General features: G+C 55.2%; 22 protein-coding genes. 8 read left to right on the top strand and 14 right to left on the bottom strand.

All coding sequences use genetic code 11. The features are described 5' to 3' along the window. Positions 1–13: 13 nt before the first annotated feature. Genes M2418_RS00855 through M2418_RS00840 form a run of 4 tightly spaced genes read right to left on the bottom strand, consistent with a single transcriptional unit; the run spans position 14 to position 5142 of the window. The gene (locus M2418_RS00855) at positions 14–568 is read right to left on the bottom strand and encodes a sarcosine oxidase subunit gamma (protein WP_259142706.1); all 555 of its coding nucleotides are present in this window, start codon (positions 566–568) and stop codon (positions 14–16) included. After that, positions 561–3554 (bottom strand): sarcosine oxidase subunit alpha, encoded by a 2994-nt coding sequence (locus M2418_RS00850; protein WP_259142703.1) that lies wholly within the window; start codon positions 3552–3554, stop codon positions 561–563. Before M2418_RS00850 ends, M2418_RS00855 begins: the two co-directional genes overlap by 8 nt. Beyond that, the gene (locus tag M2418_RS00845; RefSeq protein WP_259142701.1) at positions 3551–3871 is read right to left on the bottom strand and encodes a sarcosine oxidase subunit delta; all 321 of its coding nucleotides are present in this window, start codon (positions 3869–3871) and stop codon (positions 3551–3553) included. The genes M2418_RS00850 and M2418_RS00845 overlap by 4 nt, the downstream gene beginning before the upstream one ends. 17 nt (positions 3872–3888) lie before the next feature. Then, the gene (locus M2418_RS00840; RefSeq protein ID WP_250982246.1) at positions 3889–5142 is read right to left on the bottom strand and encodes a sarcosine oxidase subunit beta family protein; all 1254 of its coding nucleotides are present in this window, start codon (positions 5140–5142) and stop codon (positions 3889–3891) included. Between the two features lie 341 nt (positions 5143–5483). Here M2418_RS00840 and rpsU point away from each other — a divergent pair, with 341 nt between their 5' ends. Beyond that, entirely contained in the window at positions 5484–5711 is a 228-nt protein-coding gene (gene rpsU / locus M2418_RS00835; protein ID WP_192488065.1) for a 30S ribosomal protein S21, read from the top strand. A gap of 133 nt (positions 5712–5844) precedes the next feature. Then, a complete protein-coding gene (locus M2418_RS00830; protein ID WP_371815298.1) occupies positions 5845–6723 on the top strand; it encodes a tetratricopeptide repeat protein in 879 nt (292 codons plus the stop codon). A gap of 155 nt (positions 6724–6878) precedes the next feature. Here the strand turns inward: M2418_RS00830 and M2418_RS00825 are convergent, their stop codons facing one another. From M2418_RS00825 to M2418_RS00810, 4 genes are all read right to left on the bottom strand, one after another. Continuing rightward, the gene (locus M2418_RS00825) at positions 6879–8279 is read right to left on the bottom strand and encodes an NAD(P)(+) transhydrogenase (Re/Si-specific) subunit beta (RefSeq protein ID WP_259142687.1); all 1401 of its coding nucleotides are present in this window, start codon (positions 8277–8279) and stop codon (positions 6879–6881) included. A gap of 11 nt (positions 8280–8290) precedes the next feature. Further along, a complete protein-coding gene (locus M2418_RS00820; protein ID WP_192488062.1) occupies positions 8291–8710 on the bottom strand; it encodes a proton-translocating transhydrogenase family protein in 420 nt (139 codons plus the stop codon). Next, entirely contained in the window at positions 8710–9861 is a 1152-nt protein-coding gene (locus M2418_RS00815; RefSeq protein ID WP_259142685.1) for a Re/Si-specific NAD(P)(+) transhydrogenase subunit alpha, read from the bottom strand. The genes M2418_RS00820 and M2418_RS00815 overlap by 1 nt, the downstream gene beginning before the upstream one ends. Positions 9862–10001: 140 nt before the next feature. Further along, positions 10002–10226, bottom strand: coding sequence for an aa3-type cytochrome c oxidase subunit IV (locus M2418_RS00810; RefSeq protein WP_192488060.1), 225 nt, complete (start codon positions 10224–10226; stop codon positions 10002–10004). Between the two features lie 348 nt (positions 10227–10574). Here M2418_RS00810 and M2418_RS00805 point away from each other — a divergent pair, with 348 nt between their 5' ends. Together M2418_RS00805 and M2418_RS00800 are read left to right on the top strand one after the other, a co-directional pair. Continuing rightward, entirely contained in the window at positions 10575–11114 is a 540-nt protein-coding gene (locus M2418_RS00805; RefSeq protein WP_259142657.1) for a TRAP transporter small permease subunit, read from the top strand. Between the two features lie 26 nt (positions 11115–11140). Further along, a complete protein-coding gene (locus M2418_RS00800) occupies positions 11141–12649 on the top strand; it encodes a TRAP transporter large permease subunit (RefSeq protein ID WP_192488058.1) in 1509 nt (502 codons plus the stop codon). A gap of 79 nt (positions 12650–12728) precedes the next feature. On the opposite strand, the gene M2418_RS00795 is transcribed toward M2418_RS00800, so the two are convergent. Further along, positions 12729–13838: a TRAP transporter substrate-binding protein gene (locus M2418_RS00795; RefSeq protein WP_192488057.1), complete on the bottom strand. Its 1110-nt coding sequence runs from the start codon at positions 13836–13838 to the stop codon at positions 12729–12731. A 303-nt stretch (positions 13839–14141) separates the two neighbouring features. Between M2418_RS00795 and M2418_RS00790 the strand changes: the two genes are divergently transcribed. Next, positions 14142–14897 carry a gamma-glutamyl-gamma-aminobutyrate hydrolase family protein gene (locus M2418_RS00790; protein WP_259142634.1) on the top strand — a complete coding sequence of 252 codons (756 nt, stop codon included), beginning with the start codon at positions 14142–14144 and terminating at the stop codon, positions 14895–14897. 62 nt (positions 14898–14959) lie between these two features. On the opposite strand, the gene M2418_RS00785 is transcribed toward M2418_RS00790, so the two are convergent. The 3 genes from M2418_RS00785 to M2418_RS00775 form a co-directional block, all read right to left on the bottom strand. Further along, entirely contained in the window at positions 14960–15922 is a 963-nt protein-coding gene (locus M2418_RS00785) for a 2-hydroxyacid dehydrogenase (RefSeq protein WP_259142624.1), read from the bottom strand. Between the two features lie 287 nt (positions 15923–16209). Further along, the gene (locus tag M2418_RS00780) at positions 16210–17232 is read right to left on the bottom strand and encodes a LacI family DNA-binding transcriptional regulator (protein ID WP_192488054.1); all 1023 of its coding nucleotides are present in this window, start codon (positions 17230–17232) and stop codon (positions 16210–16212) included. Between the two features lie 144 nt (positions 17233–17376). Further along, positions 17377–17871: a MarR family winged helix-turn-helix transcriptional regulator gene (locus M2418_RS00775; RefSeq protein ID WP_250982250.1), complete on the bottom strand. Its 495-nt coding sequence runs from the start codon at positions 17869–17871 to the stop codon at positions 17377–17379. Positions 17872–17952: 81 nt separating this feature from the next. Here M2418_RS00775 and M2418_RS00770 point away from each other — a divergent pair, with 81 nt between their 5' ends. The 3 genes from M2418_RS00770 to M2418_RS00760 all read left to right on the top strand — a co-directional run bounded on the left by M2418_RS00770 (position 17953) and on the right by M2418_RS00760 (position 21177). Beyond that, positions 17953–18750 (top strand): creatininase family protein, encoded by a 798-nt coding sequence (locus M2418_RS00770; protein WP_259142621.1) that lies wholly within the window; start codon positions 17953–17955, stop codon positions 18748–18750. A gap of 128 nt (positions 18751–18878) precedes the next feature. Next, the gene (locus M2418_RS00765) at positions 18879–19991 is read left to right on the top strand and encodes a GTP-binding protein (RefSeq protein WP_259142619.1); all 1113 of its coding nucleotides are present in this window, start codon (positions 18879–18881) and stop codon (positions 19989–19991) included. Positions 19992–20184: 193 nt separating this feature from the next. Next, entirely contained in the window at positions 20185–21177 is a 993-nt protein-coding gene (locus tag M2418_RS00760; protein WP_259142617.1) for a WD40 repeat domain-containing protein, read from the top strand. 284 nt (positions 21178–21461) lie between these two features. Here the strand turns inward: M2418_RS00760 and M2418_RS00755 are convergent, their stop codons facing one another. Both M2418_RS00755 and M2418_RS00750 read right to left on the bottom strand, forming a co-directional pair. Next, entirely contained in the window at positions 21462–22109 is a 648-nt protein-coding gene (locus M2418_RS00755) for an outer membrane protein (protein ID WP_259142600.1), read from the bottom strand. 330 nt (positions 22110–22439) lie between these two features. After that, positions 22440–22904, bottom strand: coding sequence for a glyoxalase superfamily protein (locus tag M2418_RS00750; protein ID WP_259142591.1), 465 nt, complete (start codon positions 22902–22904; stop codon positions 22440–22442). Positions 22905–22956: the final 52 nt, after the last annotated feature.

Raw genomic sequence — 22956 nt, 5'->3', positions numbered from 1 at the left:
TACACATCAACTCTCAGAATATGACTTCGGATGCCGCCTCACGCAGCAACCCGCCGACATATTCCGCAAATGAGCGCCAGCATTCTAGCCGGAACGTATCCTCGGTCACACGGAAGATCACCACTTCGGCCTTGCCAAACAGCGTGCGCGAAACCGCACCCACCGGGAAGGCCGCAAGCGACAGGTCCTGCGGGCAGCCTGCATTCAGCACATCGGCCGCATCCTCACCTGACACAATAAAGGCTGTGTTGCGGTGAGAAATATCGGCAGACGAATGTATGGCATCGACAGTCGCACACACGGCCATCAGATCTCCGCCTGATTGGTCGATCACCAGCCACTCATCCGGCCCGAGCCACAATGCTGAACGCAGTCCGGACACGCTGGATGTTTTGGGTCTGGTTGGCAGCACAAGACCAAGTGCATTAGACAGAGGACCAGCCGCATCTACCTTGGCACGCAGCGAAATGCGTGATGCAAATGCCGCCTGTTCGATGGAAACGCTGCCCTGAACACGCCGGAAGCTGGCATTCGGCTGTGTTCTTGTGGCTTCAATCGTATCAACCATGGATGCGGCCTCCTTCCTTGTCAAAGAACACCATATCGGTGACTTCGACGGCAATCGTTCTGTCTACGAGTGGGATATAAAGCGTCTCGCCCACCCGCTTATGGCCATCCACCACCAGGCCGAACGCGATGGAACGACCGAGATTTTCCGACCAGTAGGCAGAGGTGACATGACCGAGCATGGTCATCGGTTTGGGCTGGTTGGGATCGGCAACAATCTGACCGCCCTCTTCCGGTACGATGGTGGGTTCCTTGCTCAAGAGCCCGACCAATTGCTTGCGTCCGGACCGTAAAAGATCGGGTCGTTTCAACCCGCGAATACCGACAAAGTCCGTCTTCTTTTTGGAAACCGCCCAGGACAGACCCGCATCGTCAGGTGTCACTGTGCCGTCAGTATCCTGACCGACGATGATGTACCCCTTTTCGGCACGCAGAATATGCATGGTTTCCGTACCGTACAGGCAACCACCCACCGCTTCTGCCCGTTTACGAACGGCCTGCCAGACCGCCGGTCCGAAGTCAGCGGGAACGTTGATTTCGAAACCAAGTTCACCGGTGAACGACACACGGAACAACCGGGTTGGCACACCGCAGAACTTGCCTTCCGCAACACTCATATGCGGGAAGGCTTCGTTGGAAATATCAATGCCCTCAACAAACGGCTCAATCACCTCCCGCGCCTTTGGTCCCTGCACTGCAATGACCGCCCATTGTTCGGTGGTCGATGTCAGCCAGACATTCAGATGCGGGAATTCAGTTTGCAGATAATCTTCCATATGGTGCAACACGCGTGGCGCGCCACCTGTTGTCGTCGTCACATGGAAACGGTCTTCCGCAATGCGCCCGACAACACCATCATCATACACAAAGCCATCTTCGCGGGTCATAATGCCGTAACGGCATTTGCCCGGTTTCAGCGTGTCCCAGGCATTGGTGTACATCAGATTGAGGAACTTTGCGGCATCCGGCCCAACAACCTCGATCTTGCCAAGGGTTGAAGCATCAAACACGCCGACCTTGTCACGGGCGGTCTTGCATTCGCGGTTGACCGCTTCATGCATGTTTTCACCGGCTCGCGGGAAAAACCACGCACGTTTCCAGTTACCGACATCTTCAAACACCGCACCGGCAGCCTCTTCTAGCGCATGCATCGGTGTCTTGCGCGTCGGATCAAACAGATGGCCACGCGAGTGGTTGACCAGCGTGCCGAAGGTCACCGGCGTATAGGGCGCACGGAAGGTGGTCAGTCCCACTTTCGGCAAGTCCCGACCCAGCGCTTCCGCAGCAATGGCAAGACCATGCATGTTGGAGAGCTTGCCCTGATCCGAAGCCATGCCGTTCGTCGTGAAGCGCTTGATATGTTCGATGGAGTGCATGCCTTCACGCACCGCAAGGCGAATATCCTTGGCGCAGACATCGTGCTGGAAGTCGATAAAGGCTTTGAGGCCGCGATCTTCCCCTGCACCTTCCGCCGCCCCGATCATGCCACCGGTCCAATCGCGCGAGTTGCTGCCAGTGAAGTAGACATCGGCATCCTCGGCGGCACCGGCCGCTTTTGCGGCATTTTCACCGGCCGCAAGTGCCTCGGCAATCAGTGCTTCCAGATCATCCGTGCCATTGCAGGTACCAACGGAAATACAGTCCTGCGCGTGGATATCAGGCAGGAAACGATCATTCTGCGCATCGAACCGCAGCTTGCCGCGTGATTGCGAGAACAGATGTACTGAAGGCGTCCAGCCAGCCGAAACCAGCAGAGCATCAACCGAAATCTTGCGCTTGGACGCACCGCCGTTGCGACCGACCGTTATCGACGACACCCGCAGACGTCCCGATGTGTTGAAAACACTATGACCAGTCAGGACTGTGATGCCGAGCGAACGGGCCTCAGCCAACAGACTTTCAGCCGGGTTATCGCGGCAGTCGACAATAGCGGCAATCTCGACTCCAGCCTTTTTCAGATCAAAGGCCGTTTCATAGGCAGAATCATGGGCGGTATAGACGCCCACCTTTTGACCGACCGCCACACCATAATGGTTGAGATAGGTGCGCCCTGCCGATGCCAACATAATGCCGGGTCGGTCATTATTGGCAAACACCATATGACGTTCGATGGAGCCTGTCGCCAGAACCACCTGCTTGGCGCGAACCTGCCACAGACGCTCACGCGGCTGCGCCTTTTCCGGCAGCACCAAATGGTCGCTCAACCGTTCCGCAAGCCCAAGGAAGTTGTGATTGTAATATCCAAACACGGTGGTGCGCGGCAAGATCCGCACATTTGGCATGGCTCTCAACTTGGCGATGGTTGCCTGCGCCCAGTCATATCCTTCCATGCCATCGATAATTGCACCCTTGTCGAAATGCAGGGCGCCACCGGCCTCCGGTTGCTCATCCGCAAGGATCACATTGGCACCGGTGCGGGCAGCAGCAAGTGCCGCCGTCAGACCCGCAGCGCCACCGCCAGCCACCAGCACATCACAATGCGCGTAGCGGGTGGCATAGTGATCGGCATCCGCCTCATCTGGCACCACGCCAAGCCCGGCAGCCCGGCGAATGACCGGCTCGTAAATCTTGTGCCAGAAGCTCTTTGGCCACATGAAGGTCTTGTAGTAAAAACCAGCGGCAAAAAACGGTGAAAACAGATCGTTGATCGCTCCAACATCAAAAGACAGGGTTGGGAAGCGGTTTTGCGAACGGATAATGGCGCCGTCGAACACTTCCTGCACCGTGGCGCGCACGTTTGGCTGGCGACGGCCCGCGTCACGCGACACATCAATCAAGGCATTGGGCTCTTCCGGACCTGCCGAAAGAAAACCGCGTGGCCGGTGATATTTGAACGAACGACCAATCAGGTGAACACCATTGGCCAGCAATGCTGCGGCCACCGTGTCACCTTCAAGCGCCGTGTAAATCTTCCCGTCAAAGGTAAAACGGGCAGTGCGTGCAGGCGTTAGACGCCCCACTCCGGCAATACGATATGCGCCGCTCATTTCGACGCTCCTTTATCACTGGCAGTTTCAAGAATGGCATCGGCATCAGGCTTCGGTTCACCTGCTTTATAAGTCAGGTAAATTCTGTCACTGACCGTGTGCCGGGCTGCATTGAAAAAACGCCCGCAGCCATGAATGTGGCGCCAGCGCTCAAAAATCAGCCCCTTGGTGTTGTCACGCATGAAAAAGAACTCCGAAAAAGCCTCATCGGAAATCTCGGCAATGTTTTCAGGGCGCGCAATATGCGCCTCACCCGCCCAGCGAAACTCCAGTTCGGAACGGTCATCTTCGCAATAAGGGCAACGAATAATCAGCATGGTTTAGTCCTCAAGCCTTAGTGCGCAACAGCCGCAGCGGCAGCTTCATCGATCAGTCGGCCGGTGCGGAAACGATCCAGCGTCAACCCGGCGGCCAGACGGTGCGGTTCTCCCCGTGCAATAAGATGCGCAAACAGATGCGCTGAACCCGGCGTCGCCTTGAAGCCGCCGGTACCCCAGCCGCAATTGACAAAGAGGTTTGGCACCGGCGTCACGCTCTGGATGGCGGAGCGATCAGGTGTGTTGTCGGTAATGCCACCCCACTGGCGCATCATCTTGACGCGACGCAGAACCGGGAAAAGCTCACAAATGGCATCCAGTGTGTGGGTGATGATCTGCAATCCACCGGTCTGCGAATAGGATGTGTACTGGTCCGTTCCTGCACCGATTACCAACTCTCCCTTGTCGGATTGGGAGATATAGGCATGCACCGTATTGGACATGATCACGCATGGAATGATGGGCTTGAGCGGTTCGGACACCAGCGCCTGTAGCGGCTGGCTTTCCAGCGGCACGCGCACATCAGCCATCGACATGACGACAGAGGAATGCCCGGCCGCCGATACGCCAATCTTTTTCGCACCGATAAATCCACGGTTCGTCTCAACCCCGGTCACCGCGCCGTCGGGCCCGCGCCGGATGGCGGTCACCTCGCAATTCTGAATGATGTGGACACCCCGGTCGGAGGCAGCACGTGCATAACCCCAGTTGACCGCGTCATGACGGGCCGTGCCGCCACGGCGCTGCAAGGCGGCACCATTGATCGCATACCGGGCTGTGCCGGATATATCGAGCGGCGGGCAATAGGCCTTGGCCTGTTCCGGCGTCAGCCACTCATTATCAATGCCATAAAGACGGTTGGCATTGATGTGGCGTTTGAACGACTGCATGTCATGGATGTTATGCGACAACATCATCACGCCGCGTGGCGAATACATGACGTTGTAGTTCAATTCCTGGCTCAAGCCTTCCCACAGTTTCAGGGAATGCTCGAAAATGTCCATGCTCTCTTCGTAGAGATAGTTGGAGCGGATGATGGTGGTGTTACGTCCACTGTTGCCCCCACCCAGCCAGCCTTTTTCCAGAACGGCAACATTGGTAATGCCGTGCTCCTTAGCCAGATAATAAGCTGCCCCAAGACCATGCCCGCCGCCGCCGATGATAATGACGTCGTATTCACTGCGAGGTTCGGGCGACACCCACTGGGCGTCCCAGCCCTTGTGACCGCGTAATGCCTCGCGGGCCACGGCAAAAACCGAATATTTCCGCATGTGATTTCAGACTCCCTTGGAAGGACCGGTAGAGTTTTCGGCGCACCATACACATGACAAATCGCGACATGCCGTATCGTCCACTTTGCGACGCATGACACACGATGTTTTGACATGAAGCAACATATTCGTTGTATTAAGACAGCGCTGTTGATTTGCCCGATGTCGGCGCAGCCGGGCTTTTTGACGCGCCGTCAAGGTTAACGGCTAGACTTTCTGCAGATCATCTGATATTGCACCACACCAATCGCGTGGCCGTCTGGCCAACGAACGATATTTTGTTTGCCTGAGGATGCCATTCGTCTTCGGCTCTAAGAACCAAACAAAGGAACGGGATACACGTGCAGGTACTAGTCCGCGACAATAATGTCGATCAGGCGCTACGCGTTCTGAAGAAGAAATTGCAGCGCGAAGGCGTCTTCCGCGAAATGAAGATGCGCGACCATTTCGAGAAGCCATCCGAGAAGCGTGTTCGCGAAAAGGCTGAAGCAATTAGCCGCGTTCGCAAGCTCGCACGCAAGCGTGCACAGCGCGAAGGCCTGGTTGCTGGCGCCCGTGCGGCTCGCTAAGCGGTCGTCTTTTCGACGTTTTTGAATGCTTGTTGGGCGGGGGCGAATTTTCGCCGCCGCTTTTTCAGTTTACGGCCTCAAGCATAGTTGAGTGCCAGGCCTTTAAGGGAAAAGACACCAGATGATCGCCGACATGAATTGTGCAACCGCTCGTTCCAACACTCTGCGGCGCAACGTGGTTGATAAGCACAAGACATCGGCACTGTTCCCGATCATGGCCTGTTTGCTTGTTGCCGGCCTCTCCGGTTGCGCCACAACCACTCAGCCATCTGACGCCATTCGTCTGGATCGTGCTCAGGGCTCCAGTGAAAACATCGCCTCCCTGTCATCGGTTATCAGTTCGAACCCGCAGGATCCGGAAGGCTACAATGTGCGTGGCTCCGCTTACGGCCGCGCTGGTGATTTTCGCCGTGCGCTGGCCGACTTCGACCGCGCCATCCAGTTGAACCCACGCTTTTACCAGGCTTATGCCAACCGCGCGCTGGTCAACCGCAACATGGGGCAGCAGGCGCAGGCACTTGCCGATTACAACGCCGCCCTGCAGATCAACGCATCCTATGACGTGGCCTATATTGGCAGAGGCAACCTCTACCGCCAGACCGGCCGCACCAACGAGGCCTTCAACGATTTCAGCCGGGCGATCCAACTTGAAACCACGGATGGTCGCGCCTGGCATAACCGTGGTCTGATCTACCAGCTCCGCAACCAGCATGCGCAGGCGATCGAAGATTTCTCGAAGGCCATCTCGCTGTCGCCAAGCTCGCCAGAGCCCTATAACGGTCGCGGTATTTCCTACATCGCCCTCAACGACGATGAAAATGCATTTGCCGACTTCAACACAGCCATTGCGCTGGACGACAAGATCGCTGAATCTTGGGCAAACCAGGCTTTGGTCTATGAGCGTCGCAATGAGACGGCAAAGGCGGCAAAGTCCTATTCTCACGCAGCGCGTCTTGATCCCAAATATAAACCAGCACTTGACGGCGTTGCCCGTACTCGCGGCGGCGCATAAAGCTCGAGCCTGACATAATCATGATCGAAAGCCGGAAGGGAAACCTTCCGGCTTTTTGCATTCCATACTGTCGCTAACTCTGCACGACGCAAGACAAAACAAAAGGGCGCGTGCACTGCTGCACGCGCCCTTCAAAACAAACCTCAAGCCGATGATTAGTGGTTCATGGCCTTGACGATTTCTTCCGTCACCTTCTTGGCGTCGCCAAGCAACATCATCGTACCGTCCTTGTAGAACAGCGTGTTGTCGATACCGGCATAACCGGAACCAAGCGAACGTTTCACAAAAAGGCAGGTCTTGGCCTTGTCGACGTCAAGGATCGGCATACCGTAAATCGGCGAGGTCTTGTCGTCACGCGCAGCCGGGTTGGTCACATCGTTCGCGCCAATCACATAGGCCACGTCGGCCTGCGCGAACTCGGAGTTGATGTCTTCCAGCTCGAAAACTTCATCGTAAGGCACATTGGCCTCGGCCAGAAGCACGTTCATATGACCAGGCATACGACCGGCAACAGGGTGAATTGCGTATTTCACTTCAACGCCGTTCTTCTTCAGCGTATCGGCCATTTCACGCAGCGCATGTTGTGCCTGTGCAACCGCCATGCCGTAACCCGGCACGATGATAACCTTGGAGGCATTGGCCATCAGGTAAGCCGCATCGTCGGCAGAACCCTGCTTGACGGCGCGTTGAACGCCATCGTCAGCGGTGGCGGCAGCTGCTTCACCGCCGAAGCCACCCAAAATGACCGAGATGAACGAACGGTTCATACCCTTACACATGATGTAGGACAGGATTGCACCCGAAGAACCAACCAGTGCACCGGTGATGATCAGCGCCAGATTGCCGAGCGTAAAGCCGATACCGGCTGCAGCCCAGCCCGAATAGGAGTTCAGCATCGACACGACCACAGGCATGTCCGCGCCACCGATCGGGATGATCAGCAGAATACCGAAGACCAGCGACAGGGCAACGATCAACCAGAAGACAAAGTGGCTTTCGGTAGCAACCAGAATGCCGATCAGCACGACAATGGCAGCGAAGATCGATGCGTTGATGACATGGCGCATCGGCAGCATGATCGGCTTGCCCGACATGCGGCCATCAAGTTTCAGATAGGCAATGATCGAGCCGGTAAAGGTAATCGCACCAATTGCCACGCCAAGCGACATTTCAATCAGTGCCTGCGCATGGATCGAACCAAGTTCGCCAATGCCAAAGGATGACGGTGTGTAGATGGCAGCAGCAGCCACCAGCACAGCAGCAAGACCAACCAGCGAGTGAAAACCAGCGACCAGCTGCGGCATCGAAGTCATCGGGATTGTGCGGGCAATATAGGCACCGGCACCACCACCAATGGCAAGACCGAGAATGATCAGCACCAGACCGCCGAAGGACGGCGTTGCCAGAAGCAGCGTCGTGCCGATGGCGATTGCCATACCGACCATGCCGTACAGGTTACCCTTGCGGCTGGTGGCAGGATGCGAAAGGCCGCGCAGTGCCATGATGAACATCACGCCGGAAACGAGATAGAGGAAGGCGGCAAAATTTTGGGACATTCAGGCAGCCCTCACTTATCTTTTTTCTTGTACATGGCGAGCATGCGGCTGGTGACGAGGAAGCCACCAAAAATGTTGACCGATACGAGGACCAGCGCCACGAAACCAAAACCGGTCGCAAGACCGGAGGTGGAAATGCCAACGGCAAGCAATGCACCGACTACGATCACAGAAGAGATCGCGTTGGTGACAGCCATAAGCGGTGTGTGCAGTGCAGGCGTTACCGACCACACGACGTAATAACCGACAAAGATCGACAGCACGAAAATAGCCAGACGGAATACGAAGGGATCGATTGCGCCGCCTGATACACCGTGTGCTGCCAAACCGACAGCATCCACAACATCAGGCGTTTGCGCCGCTGCAGCCTTGACCGCTTCGACAGCCTGATCCAGCCCATCGAGAGCCTTGTTCAAAACTTCATTCGCCATCATGCGGCTCCTTCATTCTTGACGCCACCGAAATTCGGGTGAACGACGGCGCCGCCATGCGTCAGCATGGTTGCTTTGACCAGTTCATCTTCCGTGTTCAGGGCAAGTTGCTTGGTTTCCTTGGAGATCATCGTCTCCAGGAATGTCAGCAGGTTCTTTGCGTAAAGCAGCGACGCCGATGCAGCCACTCGGCCCGCGACGTTGCTGTAACCGATGACCTTGACGCCCTCGACATACGCAACCTTTCCGGCCTCGACGCCTTCCACGTTGCCGCCACGCTCGACAGCAAGATCAACGGCAATCGAACCGGAACGCATGGAGGCCAGCATCGCGCGCGAAACAAGCTTCGGTGCTGGACGGCCCGGAATAAGTGCTGTCGTGATGACGATATCCTGCTTGGCAATATGTTCGGCAACCAGAGCGGCCTGCTTAGCCTGATATTCAGCCGACATCTGCTTGGCGTAACCGCCAGCGGTCTCGGCGGCCTTGAACTCGTCGTCTTCAACGGCGATGAACTTGGCACCAAGAGACGCAACCTGCTCCTTAGCGGCAGGGCGCACGTCGGTTGCCGAAACCACAGCACCCAGACGGCGTGCCGTCGCGATGGCCTGAAGACCGGCAACACCGGCACCCATCACGAACACCTTGGCGGCTGGCACGGTACCGGCAGCGGTCATCATCATCGGCATGGCGCGGTCGTATTCACCAGCCGCATCAATAACCGCCTGATAACCGGCCAGGTTGGCCTGCGACGACAGAACGTCCATCGACTGGGCACGGGTGATGCGTGGCATCAGTTCCATGGCAAATGTCGTGGCGCCGGCCTTCGCCAGAGCAGCCAGCGCTTCTTCGTTGCCGTAGGGGTCCATGATGGCAATGACGATAGCACGCTGCTTGATGGACTTGATTTCCTTGTCCACCGGGCGACGAACTTTCAAAATGACATCGGCGGCTTTGGCGTCGGTTGCCTTGCCGATTTTCGCTCCGGCTTTTTCGTAGTCCGCATCGGGAATACGTGACAGCAGACCTGCCCCGGCTTCGACAACAACCTCAAGTCCGAGGCCGATCATCTTTTTGACGGTTTCCGCCGAAGCGGCAACACGCGGTTCGTCCGGCGAGGTTTCCTTCGCCACAAATACCACACTGCTCAACGCAGACTCTCCTTAGATCACTGGAAAATCCGGAGATGCGCCCGGCATGTTCCATCCATTAAATTTCACGGCAATACAGCCCGGTGGAGACGTTGATCTCCAGCAGGATGGCTTCGACCAATCAGATTGCTGACGAAATATCAGCGCAGGATAATTGTGCCCGCTACAAGCAGGACGACGAACACAATAAATCCGCCGAAAAAGCCGGCAGTGGTGAAGAACCCTGCGGCCATGGCGATCATCAATGCGCAAAGCGCAATGGTACCCAGTTTGGTCGCGCTTAGAAAAAGATTGTAGGTTTTTTCGTGCTCTGCATAGTTCATCGGCGCGCCGACTTCGACAGGTCCGGTATGATGTTCGCTCATGGTAATTTCCCTTCCAAAAATCCGTAAAGGAACAGACGCTTTTTGAAGCGCGATACGCAATAAAACGCCGGAATACGTGACCTTTACGGCTCTCTCTCCACGCCGAGACCTAACACAAAGCAACTAAACTGCGCAATGGACGTGATGCCGCATCAAATCGATATAAATGCACAAAGCACTACTATTGACGCATGTCCGGACCGTTGCATTTCAACAATACAACACATACAGAAATTTGAATGGCTTTTTCGCTGGCCCTTAAGGGCAGGATACGATGCGTGGCAAAATCAATAAATATAGCCTTGGAGTCGGATCAGGGACGAAAAGACGACAAGAGGGGGGAGAATAATGACAGCTCTATTGAAGCTGAGCACGGTGATCGATGCGATCAGTGAGTTTCTTGGCAAACTTTCAGGTTACCTCGTTCTGATATGCTGCCTCGTCAGCGCCATCAACGCCCTTGTGCGTTACATCTTCAACTACAGCTCCAACGGCTGGCTTGAAATCCAGTGGTACATGTTCGGGTTCATCGTGTTGATCGGGGCGTCCTATACACTGCGCATGAACGAGCACGTCCGTGTCGACATCATCTACGGTTCGATTTCATCGCGTGCCCGTATCTGGGTCGATATTATCGGCATCACGCTTTTCCTTCTTCCCGCCTGCTTCTACCTGATGTGGCTCAGCTGGCCGATGTTTGCCCTGTCCTTCCAACAGGGTGAAATGTCCTCGAATGCCGGTGGTCTTATCCGCTGGCCGGTCAAACTCATTATCGTTGCAGGTTTTGCGCTGCTGTTCCTTCAGGGTCTGTCGGAACTGATCAAGCGTTTCGGCGCTCTTGCCGGTTTGGTGGCTCTCGACACCAAATACGAAAAACCACTTCAATAACGGCGTCGGGAACGGGGACTTAAAACATGTTCGAATACGGTATTCTGCCGCCACTCATGTTCGTCAGCATGGTCATTTTCATGCTGTACGGTTTTCCTGTGGCCTTTTCGCTCGCAACCGTCGGCCTGATGTTTGGCGTCATCGGTATTTTCACCGAGCATTTTTCACCAGCGTTTCTGCAGGCTCTGCCGCTGCGCATCTTTGGCATAGTGTCGAACGATCTACTGCTGGCTATTCCGTTCTTCACCTTCATGGGAGCAATTCTCGAACGATGCGGTCTGGCGGAGGATTTGCTGGAAGGCACCGGAAAACTGTTCGGCGCCGTTCCCGGCGGTCTGGCCTACGCGGTTATCGTCGTGGGTGCCATTCTCGGCGCCATAACCGGTACGGTTGCTGCCTCGGTTATCACCATGGGTGTCATTTCACTGCCGATCATGCTGAAATACGGCTACAGCCCACGCCTTGCCACGGGTGTTATTGCCGCCTCCGGCACCATCACCCAGGTTATCCCGCCATCGCTCGTGCTGATCGTTCTGGCTGATCAGCTCGGCAAGTCGGTTGGCGACATGTATCTGGGTGCTATCGGACCATCCTTCCTTCAGGTCGGTATCTTCCTGCTGTTCATCTTCATCTTGTCGCTCGTTCGCCCGAAGGATGTGCCAGCCCTGCCTCCGGAAGCGCGTGGCGAGTTGAACCGCGCCCTCGTCCTCAAGGTGCTCGGCGGCATGATCCCATCCATCGTGCTGATCTTCCTGGTTCTGGGAACGCTGTTCCTCGGCCTTGCCACACCGACCGAAGCCGGTGCGCTTGGTGTTGTCGGTGCACTGGCACTGGCTGCAGGCCATCGCCGCCTGACCTGGGATCTCGTCAAGCAGGGCATGCACTCCACCATGCACATCACCTCCATGGTGGTGTTCATTCTGGTGGGTGCGACCTGCTTCAGCCTGGTGTTTCAGGGCATGGATGGTTCGTTGTGGATCGAACACTTATTGTCCGGCATTCCAGGCGGCCCGATCGGCTTCCTGATCTTCGTCAACATCTTCATCTTCTTCCTCGCCTTCTTCCTCGATTTCTTCGAGATTGCCTTTATCGTTATTCCGATGCTGGCACCGGTTGCACAGTCGCTCGGCATCGACCTGATCTGGTTCGGCGTCCTGATCTGCATCAACATGCAGACCAGCTTCATGCACCCGCCCTTCGGGTTTGCACTGTTTTACCTTCGCAGTATCGCGCCGAGATCGGTCAAGACGTCAGATATTTACATGGGGGCGATACCGTGGCTCGGCATGCAGCTGATCCTCGTCGCCATCGTGATCTTCTGGCCCGAATCCGTGACCTATTGGCTAGACAAGGCACCTGAAGTCGACCTGAATTCGATCAAGATCGAAGTGCCCGCCTTCGGCAATCAGGGTGGCAACACCATGCCGAACTTCGGCCTGCCGCCAATGGATGGTGCGCCAGCTCAACCGGGTGGCGGCCAGGGTGGTGGATTACCGGGAATGCCAAATCTTAGCGAACCACCCAAGATCCAATAATAATCAAAAACCCCGCCAGATCGCTCTGGCGGGGTTTTTACTTAGAACTGGTGGTGCTCGAGAAAAGTCCGCGACGATCCTACAGCTTGCCGCTGCGTTGCTGGATCATCATGAACGTATCGAAGGTATATTCGGACAGCTGCATCCAGAGATAACCTTCCCGCTTGAACGCCGCCTGATCTTCATAGATTTTCTTGAAATCAGCATTGGTAGCGGAAATCTCGCTGTAAACTTCCATCGACGCCTTGTAGCAAGCCTCTAACACTTCTTGGCTGAATGGCCGCAACACCGCGCCCTCCGCGACCAACTGCTTGATGGCCGTTGGGTTCTTGGTGTCGTATTTTGCCATCATATGGGTATTTGCATAAGCGCAGGCGTCTTGCAGTGCTGCTTGGTAGTGCTTTGGCAGATTGTTCCACTGGTCGAGATTAACAAAGGCGTGAATGGCAAGTCCGCCTTCCCAGAAGGCCGGATAATAATAATATTTCGCCACCTTCTGGAAACCAAGCTTGTGGTCGTCATAAGGTCCTATCCACTCCGCCGCATCGATGGTGCCTTTTTCAAGTGCTGGATAGATGTCGCCGCCAGCCACCTGCTGCGGCACGACACCAAGTTTCTCCACCACCTTGCCGGCGAGACCGGCAATACGCATCTTGACGCCCTTGAGGTCATCAACAGTGTTGATCTCCTTGCGGAACCAGCCACCCATCTGCGCACCGGTATTGCCCGCGACGATGCCGTAAATCTTATGCTTGGCATAGAACTCGTTCATCAGCGTGTTGCCATTGCCTTCATAGAACCAGGCGTTGGTCAGGCGGGCATTAAGACCGAAGGGAATGGCCGAACCAATCGCAAAAGTCGGATCCTTGCCAACGTAATAATAGGAGCAGGTATGCGCCATCTCCACCGTACCGGATGATACCGCGTCGGCAGCCTGCAGGCCGGGCACAATCTCACCGGCGGCAAATGTCTGGATCGTGAAGTTGCCATCAGTTGCCGCAGCAACATGTTTGGCAATGTCTTCCGCCCCACCAAAAATCGTATCCAGCGATTTGGGGAATGATGACGTCAGACGCCACGTGATCTTGGTCTTTTCCTGCGCAATTGCCGGTGCGGCCAACGACACAGCTGCGGCACCTGCACCCGCACCTGTCACTGCACTGTTTTTCAAGAATGAGCGGCGATCCATATTATCCTCCCAGATAATCGCGACAAAGCTTGACCGTTCTCCCCACGGCTACGCCTGGTTGAAAGTAAACATGAGCACTTTGGCGCTGGCAAGATCAGCCACGATTTTCGGTCACGCCAGAACCGGCCTGTTAGCCGCATTTACCGGCAAAAACCGGCGAAAACCGGCCTGCAGCACATAGTCTTAGACTAAAGAATGAGCCGCGTTCAGCAATTACTTCGTGGGTTTTGCGGACGCTTGACTTCCGTCACGAACAGGCATTTTTACAAGGCTTGAAAAGTTTCAAGTTCAGCCGGAGACATCATGCCAAGACCAGTCATTGCCATCCCAGCCGATATTAGGGAATTCGACGGCACAACATGGCATGCGGCACAGACACAATATATCAATGCAGCGCTCAAGGCCGCTGACGTCATGTCCTTCATTATCCCGGCACTTGTCGAAGGCAATGATATCGATGAAATCCTTGATCGTGTCGATGGGCTCTTGGTGTCCGGCTCTGCCACCAATGTGCATCCCTCACTCTACGGTATGGAAGCCAAGGAGAGCGACGGACCTTTCGATCCAGCCCGCGATGCCACCACCCTGCCATTGATCCGTCGTGCACTGGAACGCGGCATTCCGATGTTTGCCATCTGCCGTGGCATTCAGGAACTGAACGTGGCACTGGGCGGCACGCTGGCCAGTGAAATTCAGGAGCAGCCGGGCGTGTGGGATCATCGCAAACCGACCGATGTTGATCGGCACGAGGCTTATGCCATTCGCCAGCCAGTGATCATCCGCGAGGGTTCCTGCATCGCCCAGCATCTGGGTCTCACAGGCGAAATCCAGATCAACTCCCTGCATCGTCAGGCGATTGCCAAAACAGCGCCACGTCTGCAGGTGGAGGCAACGGCAGAAGACGGCACGATTGAAGCCGTGTCGGTTATCGATGCAAAGGGATTTGCCGTCGGTGTGCAATGGCACCCGGAATATTGGGCTGAGACGGACGCACCGTCTCGTGCCCTTTTTGAAGCTTTCGGCAAGGCTATCAGGGAATATCAGGCCAGCAAGGCCTGATACCAGCCCATCAATCTCGCCCGCCGAGGGAGAGATCAAATTTCAGCATGCCGGTACGCCCATCAACCCTTGGCAGGAGTTTCCGGCACCGGTGTCAGGACTGTCTTGTCCTTGAACCAGCCAAGAAGATTGTCGGCGACCAAATCTGCCATCGCATTGCGCGTCGGAACGGACGCCGAAGCCACGTGCGGTAACATCGAAATGTTGTCGAGGCTCAGAAACGCATCCGCAACTTGCGGCTCATTGTAGAACACATCAAGTCCAGCAGCACCGATCACCTTGTCCTGCAGCGCCTTGATCAGAGCATCCTCGTCAACGCTTGAACCACGACCGACATTGATGAACACGCCCTGCGGCCCCAACGCCTTGAAGATATCGGCATCGATAATCTTGTGGGTTGCAGCCGTGCCAGGCACGATACTGATCAAGGTATCGACCTTTTCAGCCATTTCCTTCAGCGAACCATAATAGGTGTAGGCCACATCATCACGCTTTGTGCGGGTGTGGTAGCCAAGATTGACCTTGAAAGGTTCCAAACGCTTGGCAATCTCCAGACCGATACGACCGAGGCCCAAAATACCGATGGTACGACCCTTGAGCGAAAACGGCGAAAGGCCAAACGCGCCTTCCTTGGCCCACCGGCCTTCACGCAAATAGTTCTCCGCCTGCGGCAGACGGCGCAGCGTATTGATCAGCAGCGCAATGGTGGTGTCAGCCACCTCATCGTTCAAAACATCCGGTGTATTGGTCACGACAACGCCACGCGATGCCGCATGTTTGGTGTCCACACCATCATAACCGACGCCAAAATTGGCAATGATTTCAAGCTTCGGCAAGGCATTCATCCAAGCCGCAGAAACAACGCCGGACACGGCAATACCACGTACGCGTTCAGCTACGCCCTCCGGCAGAACAAGCTCGCCACCGGCCGGAACGGTAATGATTTCAACATTGCCCTTCAGACGTTCGGTAACACGAGGGTTGATCTTGCCAGGAACGAGAACGGTCGCTTTGGTATCAGACATGCACTTCCTCCATAGGGTCAGGACCCACTAAATTCATCCATTCTGCGAGGAAATTTTCAGTCTGAAGGGCAAAATGAGCCATGCAAATGTAAAATTCATTTCAAGCTCAGCTTGTCTATCCATACGTCAAACGGCCCCGCGATGAAGGCTTTGAAGCCCTTGATCGCCTGTTGCAGGCAATGCATGACGGGATAAATCGCTCCCGACATGCCCTTGTCTGCCACCATACAATTCAAGACTTTAAAACAGAATAGTATGACTTTGAAAGGCCACGATGCCGATATCCGTTACTGTCTCGGGCGGACAGGGCCAGTTGATTGGCGAATACGCATTTCCGGCTTGATCAGATGGATACCATCCGGTTCATGACTACCTTCTAAGCGGTCAAGCAGCGCACGCGCTGCCATACGCCCAACCTCGGCCTGACCGTTGGACACGGTGGTCAAAGCTGGCGTTGCAATTGCCGCTTCCTCAAGGTCGTCATATCCGGTCACAGAAATATCGACACCCGGCACGAAACCGGCGCGTGAAATACCGTTCATCAGACCTATTGCGACCAGATCGTTCCAGCACACCGCCGCTGTCGGCTTTTGTGGCAGGGACAGGAAGTGAACCGCAGCCTCAAAGCCGCCCTGCTTGGAGCGTGGGCCGGGAATACGCAGGTTCGGATCAACTTCGATATTCGCCTTGCGCAGCGCATTGACGTAACCCTGATAACGGTCACGACCGGTCGAGGTCTGGTCAGTACCGCCGACCATTGCGATGGTACGATGGCCAAGACTGATCAGATGGTTGGTGGCCAGCGAGATGCCATAGCTGTCGTCACCGCGATAGGTCGGCATATCAACGCCGTCCATCGAGCGGGCAACCAGAATGGCCGGCATGCCGTTTTCTTCTGCCAGCTTCAGATCTTCGGTCGGCGTGCCGATGGCGGGCGACATGATGATGCCATCACTGCCCAACTGCAGCAGTGTCTCGATGAAATTGCGTTGTTTTTCAACGGAATCGTAGTGGTTCGACAGAATGAAAGTCTGGCGACTACGGTCGAGTTCACTCTCGATGGCCTTGAGAATTTCGCCGTAAAACGGGTTCATCACATCATGGAAAACCACGCCGACAATGCCGGATCTGGAGGTTCTGAGACTGGCGGCACGGCGGTTATAAATATAACCCAGCGTGCGGGCCTGTTCCTTGATTTTCTCGCGCGTATCGGCGGCAACCAGCGGGCTGTCGCGCAGTGCCAGAGAGATGGTTGCCGTTGATAATCCGAGACTTTCCGCAATCGTCGAAAGTTTGATTTTTTGAGCCAAAGGCTCCCCTCCACATCGGGCTTGATCAGGCCCTGCTATTCCCCATTTAAAATTATCTAAAGAATTTAAATAGATTTCGCAATCTGTTTAATCACGAAAATCTGATAAACCGGGAAATCCGCAATGGAGAGACATCAGGATGGCTTATTCTGCACTGCCATTGCTCTGCAGATTGGCATCAATCACCCGCAGCAACTTGACCACAGTTTTGACTTCCTTGTTGGAAAGCCCATCAATGGCACGTGCCGCGCACACCGAAAGCGAAGCATTGATGTGCTCGACGCTGCGCAGACCGGCATCGGTCAACTTGACCCTGGTCATGCGGCCATCACCGTCATCTTCACTGCGCTCGACAAAGCCCTGCGCCTCCATGCGCCCGATTGTGCGGGTCATCGTCGGTGCCTTTACCCCCAGCTTCTGGGCAATCTGGCCAGGGGTCATGCTGCCCTCATTGGCAAGTGCCAGTACAACACCGTCCTGACCAGCATAAAGGCCGCTGGTTGCAAGGCTGTGGCTAAGCGCTGTGCGCATGGACCGGGCGGCCTGGGCAATGGACTGCGCCAGAACTTCAGGGTTCAGCACCTCGTCCTTTTTCTTGCCGTCCTTGACCTTCTTTTCGCTCTTGTCTTTTTTGCCCATCGCCTTTGAACCTTTTACCGGATAGCGGATCGGATATAAGCTGTACGATATCCAATACAGAAAGCCGGATCGCACTGCCAGATGCCGAACACATACACGCACTTTTACGAAGATAATGTAACAGCATCAGGGGATAACCCGGCGAAGCGTATTATTGTGCTGCCTTTGGGAGCCCATGAGCAGCACGGCCCTCACCTGCCGTTTGAAACGGACACATTGATTGCGACTGGAATTGTCAGTCGTTTGCAACGGGCGCTTCCTCCATCCCTGCCCGTCAGCTTTCTGCCGGTAGAGCCGGTCGGGTATTCAATCGAACATATCGACGTGCAGGGCACAAGAACCCTGCGTTATGACGAAGCCGTGGAACGCTGGCTCGGCATTGCCGAAGAAGCAGCGTCTAGGGGCATCAAAAAGTTCGTTATGCTGAATGCGCATGGCGGCAATTCGCCGCTTATGACCATCGTCGCAACCGAAGCTCGTGTAAGGTTCGGCATGCTGGCCGTCGCCACAAGCTGGACTCGCTTTGGCGTGCCAACCGGTCTGATTACGCCGGAGGAAAAGGCCCTCGACATTCACGGTGGAGATATCGAAACGTCGGTAATGCTGGCGATGTATCCCGAGCTGGTTGACATGAAAAAGGCTGTCAATTTCTCCTCAAAGCAGCAAGATTTCGCCATAAATTACAAGCATTTACGCGCCTACGGCCCACATGCTTTCGGCTGGAAAATGAGTGATCTCAATACGCTTGGTGTGGCCGGAAATGCCAGTGCTGCAACGGCTGAAAAAGGAGAGGCACTGATAAACCATTCCGTCACCGGACTGGTTGAATTGCTGGAAGACATCAATTCCTTTGATATGGCGCAGCTTGCTGACGGGTAACAACCGGCCAACAGCATGGATCAAAAAAACTGAAGGCAGATTCTCTTTGAACTGCCCGCACACGCAGCCTATATGAACAGCAGATTTTATTTGGCGTTCCGACGCTTCTTTCTTATTCGAGGTTTCCCATGACCGAAACAGCCCCAATCAAGCCAATTCCCGTGACCGTTCTGACCGGCTATCTCGGTGCTGGTAAAACGACACTGCTCAACCGCATTCTCTCAGAGAACCACGGCAAGAAATATGCAGTTATCGTCAACGAGTTCGGTGAAATCGGCATCGACAACGATCTGATCGTTGAGTCCGATGAAGAAATCTACGAAATGAACAATGGCTGCGTCTGCTGCACCGTTCGTGGCGACCTTATTCGCGTTGTCGAAGGACTGATGCGCCGTCCCGGCCGCTTTGATGGCATCATCGTCGAAACCACAGGTCTCGCAGACCCTGTTCCTGTTGCCCAGACCTTCTTCATGGATGACGATGTTCGCGCCAAGACCGAACTCGACGCCGTTGTTGCGCTGGTTGATGCCAAGCACCTGCCTCTGCGCCTGAAAGATAGCCGCGAAGCTGAAGACCAGATCGCCTTTGCCGACGTTGTCGTCATCAATAAGACTGACCTCGTCAGCCCGGAAGAACTGGCCCGCATCGAAGATGTCGTGCATGCCATCAACCCATCCGCACGCGTTTACAAGACCACCCGCTCTGGCGTTGATCTTGCCCGCGTTCTTGATCAGGGTGCCTTCAACCTTGAGCGCGCTTTGGAAAACGATCCGCATTTCCTTGAGCACGGCCATGAAGATCATGTCTGCGGCCCGGATTGTGGCCATGACCATCATGATCATGCACATCATCATCACGACCATGATGGCCACGATCATCACCACCACGATCACGGTCATGGCCACCATCACCATCATGGCGATGTCTCGGCCATTCACGATGTCACGGTAAAGTCTGTCTCGCTGCGCGGCGGTGAAATGAACCCCGATCGCTTCTTCCCGTGGATCCAGAAGATTACCCAGACGGACGGCCCGAACATCCTGCGCCTCAAGGGCATCATCGCATTCAAGGGCGATGCCGAACGATACGTCGTTCAGGGCGTTCACATGATCATCGAAGGTGATCACCAGCGTCCGTGGAAAGACGGTGAAAAGCGTGAATCCCGCCTCGTTTTCATCGGCCGCGATCTTGATCGTGAAAAGCTGGAAAAGAGCTTCCACGCCTGCGAAGCAACGGCGTGATGCATGACATGTGCTTGAAGACCCGTTTTTCAGGCATGTCAGCGTAACCTCCAGACGTCCTCGGGCTTGACCTGGGGCGCCAGTCTCGAAATGTTGTCGATGGTCGGGCCAAACCCGACCATTACCATGATAGGGTAGCGTGAAAACGTCCCTGCAGGACCCAGAATACCAAACACAGAAAGACCGTTATTCAATGCCCACCGTTGCTCCATTTGATCTGGAAGGCCATGTCGTTTCCACGCATTTCCTTGGCGATATTCCTTTTTTCGCCACAGCGGCCGGCACAATTCACCGGCTTGATGGCGGTGAAAAAGTAACCGAAGCCCATCAGGGCCTGTTAACCTGCATTCGCGATCCTTACAGCGCCACACTGTTGACCGGCGGTGAAGATGGCAAGGTTCTGCGCGTGCTGCATGACGGCTCGGTCAATGAATTGGCCAATGTGCCCCGCAAGTGGATTTCAGTCGTCGCTGGCGGTCCGCAGAACAGCATCGCCTACGGTGTTGGAAAATCCACCTTCGTGCGCCTCGGTGATGGCAGCGTAAAGGAATTTATCGAAACCCGCACCGTTGAAGGCGTGGCCTTTGCGCCCAAGGGCATGCGCATTGCCGTTGCCCGTTACAATGGCGTTTCCCTGCATTGGGTTGGCATGGCTGGCGAGCCTGTCGATCTGGAGTGGAAGGGTGCGCATACCGGCGTCACCTTCTCGCAGGACGGCAAGTTCCTCGTCACCACCATGCAGGAAAATGCGCTGCATGGCTGGAAGATGGAAGCAACAAAGGGTGGTATGGAAGCGCGCCACATGCGCATGACCGGTTATCCCGCCAAGGTCAAATCGCTGTCCTGGTCCGCCAAGGGCAAGTGGCTGGCGTCGTCAGGTGCACCTGCTGCCATTGTCTGGCCCTTTGCTGGCAAGGATGGCCCAATGGGCAAAGCCCCGCAGGAACTGGGCACACGCGCCAATATCATGGCGACCTGCGTCAGCTTCCACCCGGCGGAAGATGTACTGGCCATTGGCTTTATCGACGGCATGGTGCTGGGTGTCAGACTTGCAGACGGCAAGGAAGCGCTGCTGCGCCGCCCCGGCAAAGGTGCCATCACCTCGATGTCATGGAGCAGCACAGGCAAACTGCTTGCTTTTGCCTCGGAAGCCGGAGACTGCGGCGTTATCGATATTTCCGGCTGACAGTCAGCGGCATAAAAAGACCAGACGAAAAAAGGGGACCTGGCGGTCCCCTTTGAGTTTTCGGTGCATTTTGTTGCTCTTATGAAGTTACGGCATAAAGAGCATCACCGTTGATGCAGCTCCAATGGTAGCCGCGAATGCCTATTATGCAAGCATATGCTAATGTTATAATAAAAAGTTAAGATTAACGTTTACAATTTTAACGAATACCGGAAGCCTAATAACGAAAATGCCCGGCCTCAACGAAGAGACCGGGCATCTTGGAAATCGATAATTAAATCGTCTTAGAACTTGTAGCCAACGCCGACGTTGACGACGTGTTCTCTGACTTTGAGGCTGTAGCTGTCAGCACCATCGGTGTAGGTGTTCTTGCCGAAGTCATTGTAACGATATTCAGCACGGGCAAAGATGTTATCGGTTACGGCGTAGTCAACACCAGCACCGATTGTCCAGCCGTGGAATGTGTCGCTGTCGCTGTAGCCAGGAACAGAAATCTTACCGTTAGTGGCAGCATAACCACCTGCAGCGTAAACCAGCGCCTTGTCCATGGCATAACCAACGCGTGCACGTACAGAACCATTCAGGCCAGCTTCGATCTTCGCGCCGCCAAATGTCTTGTCAGCCCAGTTGTAAGCGAGCTCACCTTCAGCACCGAGAATGATAGAAGGTGCGATTTCAGCGTTGTAGCCAGCAAAACCACCGAAGCGTGCACCATTGAAGGTGGTCGAACCGGAATCGGTGCCGTCGTCCAGCTTTACCTTGTCCCAAGCGTAACCACCGGTCACACCGCCGTAGAAACCGCCCCACGAAAATGCAGGTGCAGCGTAATCAGCAACAGGTGCAGCAGGCACCTCGTTCACAGCGTCAGCAGCATGGGCAACGCCCGACAAAGCAGATGCAGCAACTGCGGCGAGGATAAGATTTTTCAACATTAGTACATTCCTTGATATGATGGGCCTTGGCTACAACCTCTTCCTATGGTTGTCTATAACAAATATGTCACACTCGAAAATCCCCAGATGACTTTCGCGTTTAGGTTTATAAACGGTTACAAGGAGGGGACTTTAATTCACACTTGAGTAGCGTTTGCGTCACCGTTTAACAAACGCAGGCATGCAGGTGCTCGGGGAAGCCCTACGACCTTGCAATAAATTGCACCAAAACGCCCGAATTCGAATCAGATTACAAAACAAAGTATTAAGGCAGGCGTTTACAGGTTAACTAACCACCCCTGCCCCAAGTTTCCTGAGCTTTTAATCTGACTACCAGACCAGTTCCACCTGCGGCCGGCCATTCGATGTCTTCTCGGTCGTCCGGCCAGTGGCGTCGACGTTGCAATGCACGCGTTGCCTGAAAGCAGAGAAGCTCTCAAACGTCACGACATCGACAGGTTGATCAAAATGCAACGTTAACCTGTACCGCTCCGGACTGCCGCCAAGCGACTGCACGCCCAAAACCTCGGCCTCGAAAGCCTGTCCGAGATAAAAGCCACGCACCCTCGACCCCAACAGATAGGGATTGAACGCCGGGCGGTTGCCGACGCGCGCATGTAAGGTATTCCAGTCCCGAAACCCCATTTGTGCGGCAATCAGTTCCAGTGATTTTGAATGAGACATCTCCTGCCCCTCGGCCTGCAGCCGTGCGCGAAGACGTTTTGCCTGATCTTTCAAACTCTCAAGCGATGGCAGCGCCTGAGACACATGTGATTGTGATGCCGTATGAGCCACGACAGTTCTCCAACAAAAGCATGCTGTTCAGAAGGGGTCCGCGTTGCCATCG

Origin of the sequence: Rhizobium sp. BIGb0125, from assembly GCF_024810055.1 — a bacterium.
In the GTDB taxonomy this organism is placed as follows: Bacteria; Pseudomonadota; Alphaproteobacteria; order Rhizobiales; family Rhizobiaceae; genus Agrobacterium.
The sequence above is the reverse complement of the archived record's forward strand: the minus strand, read 5'-3'. Positions and strand labels throughout refer to the sequence as shown.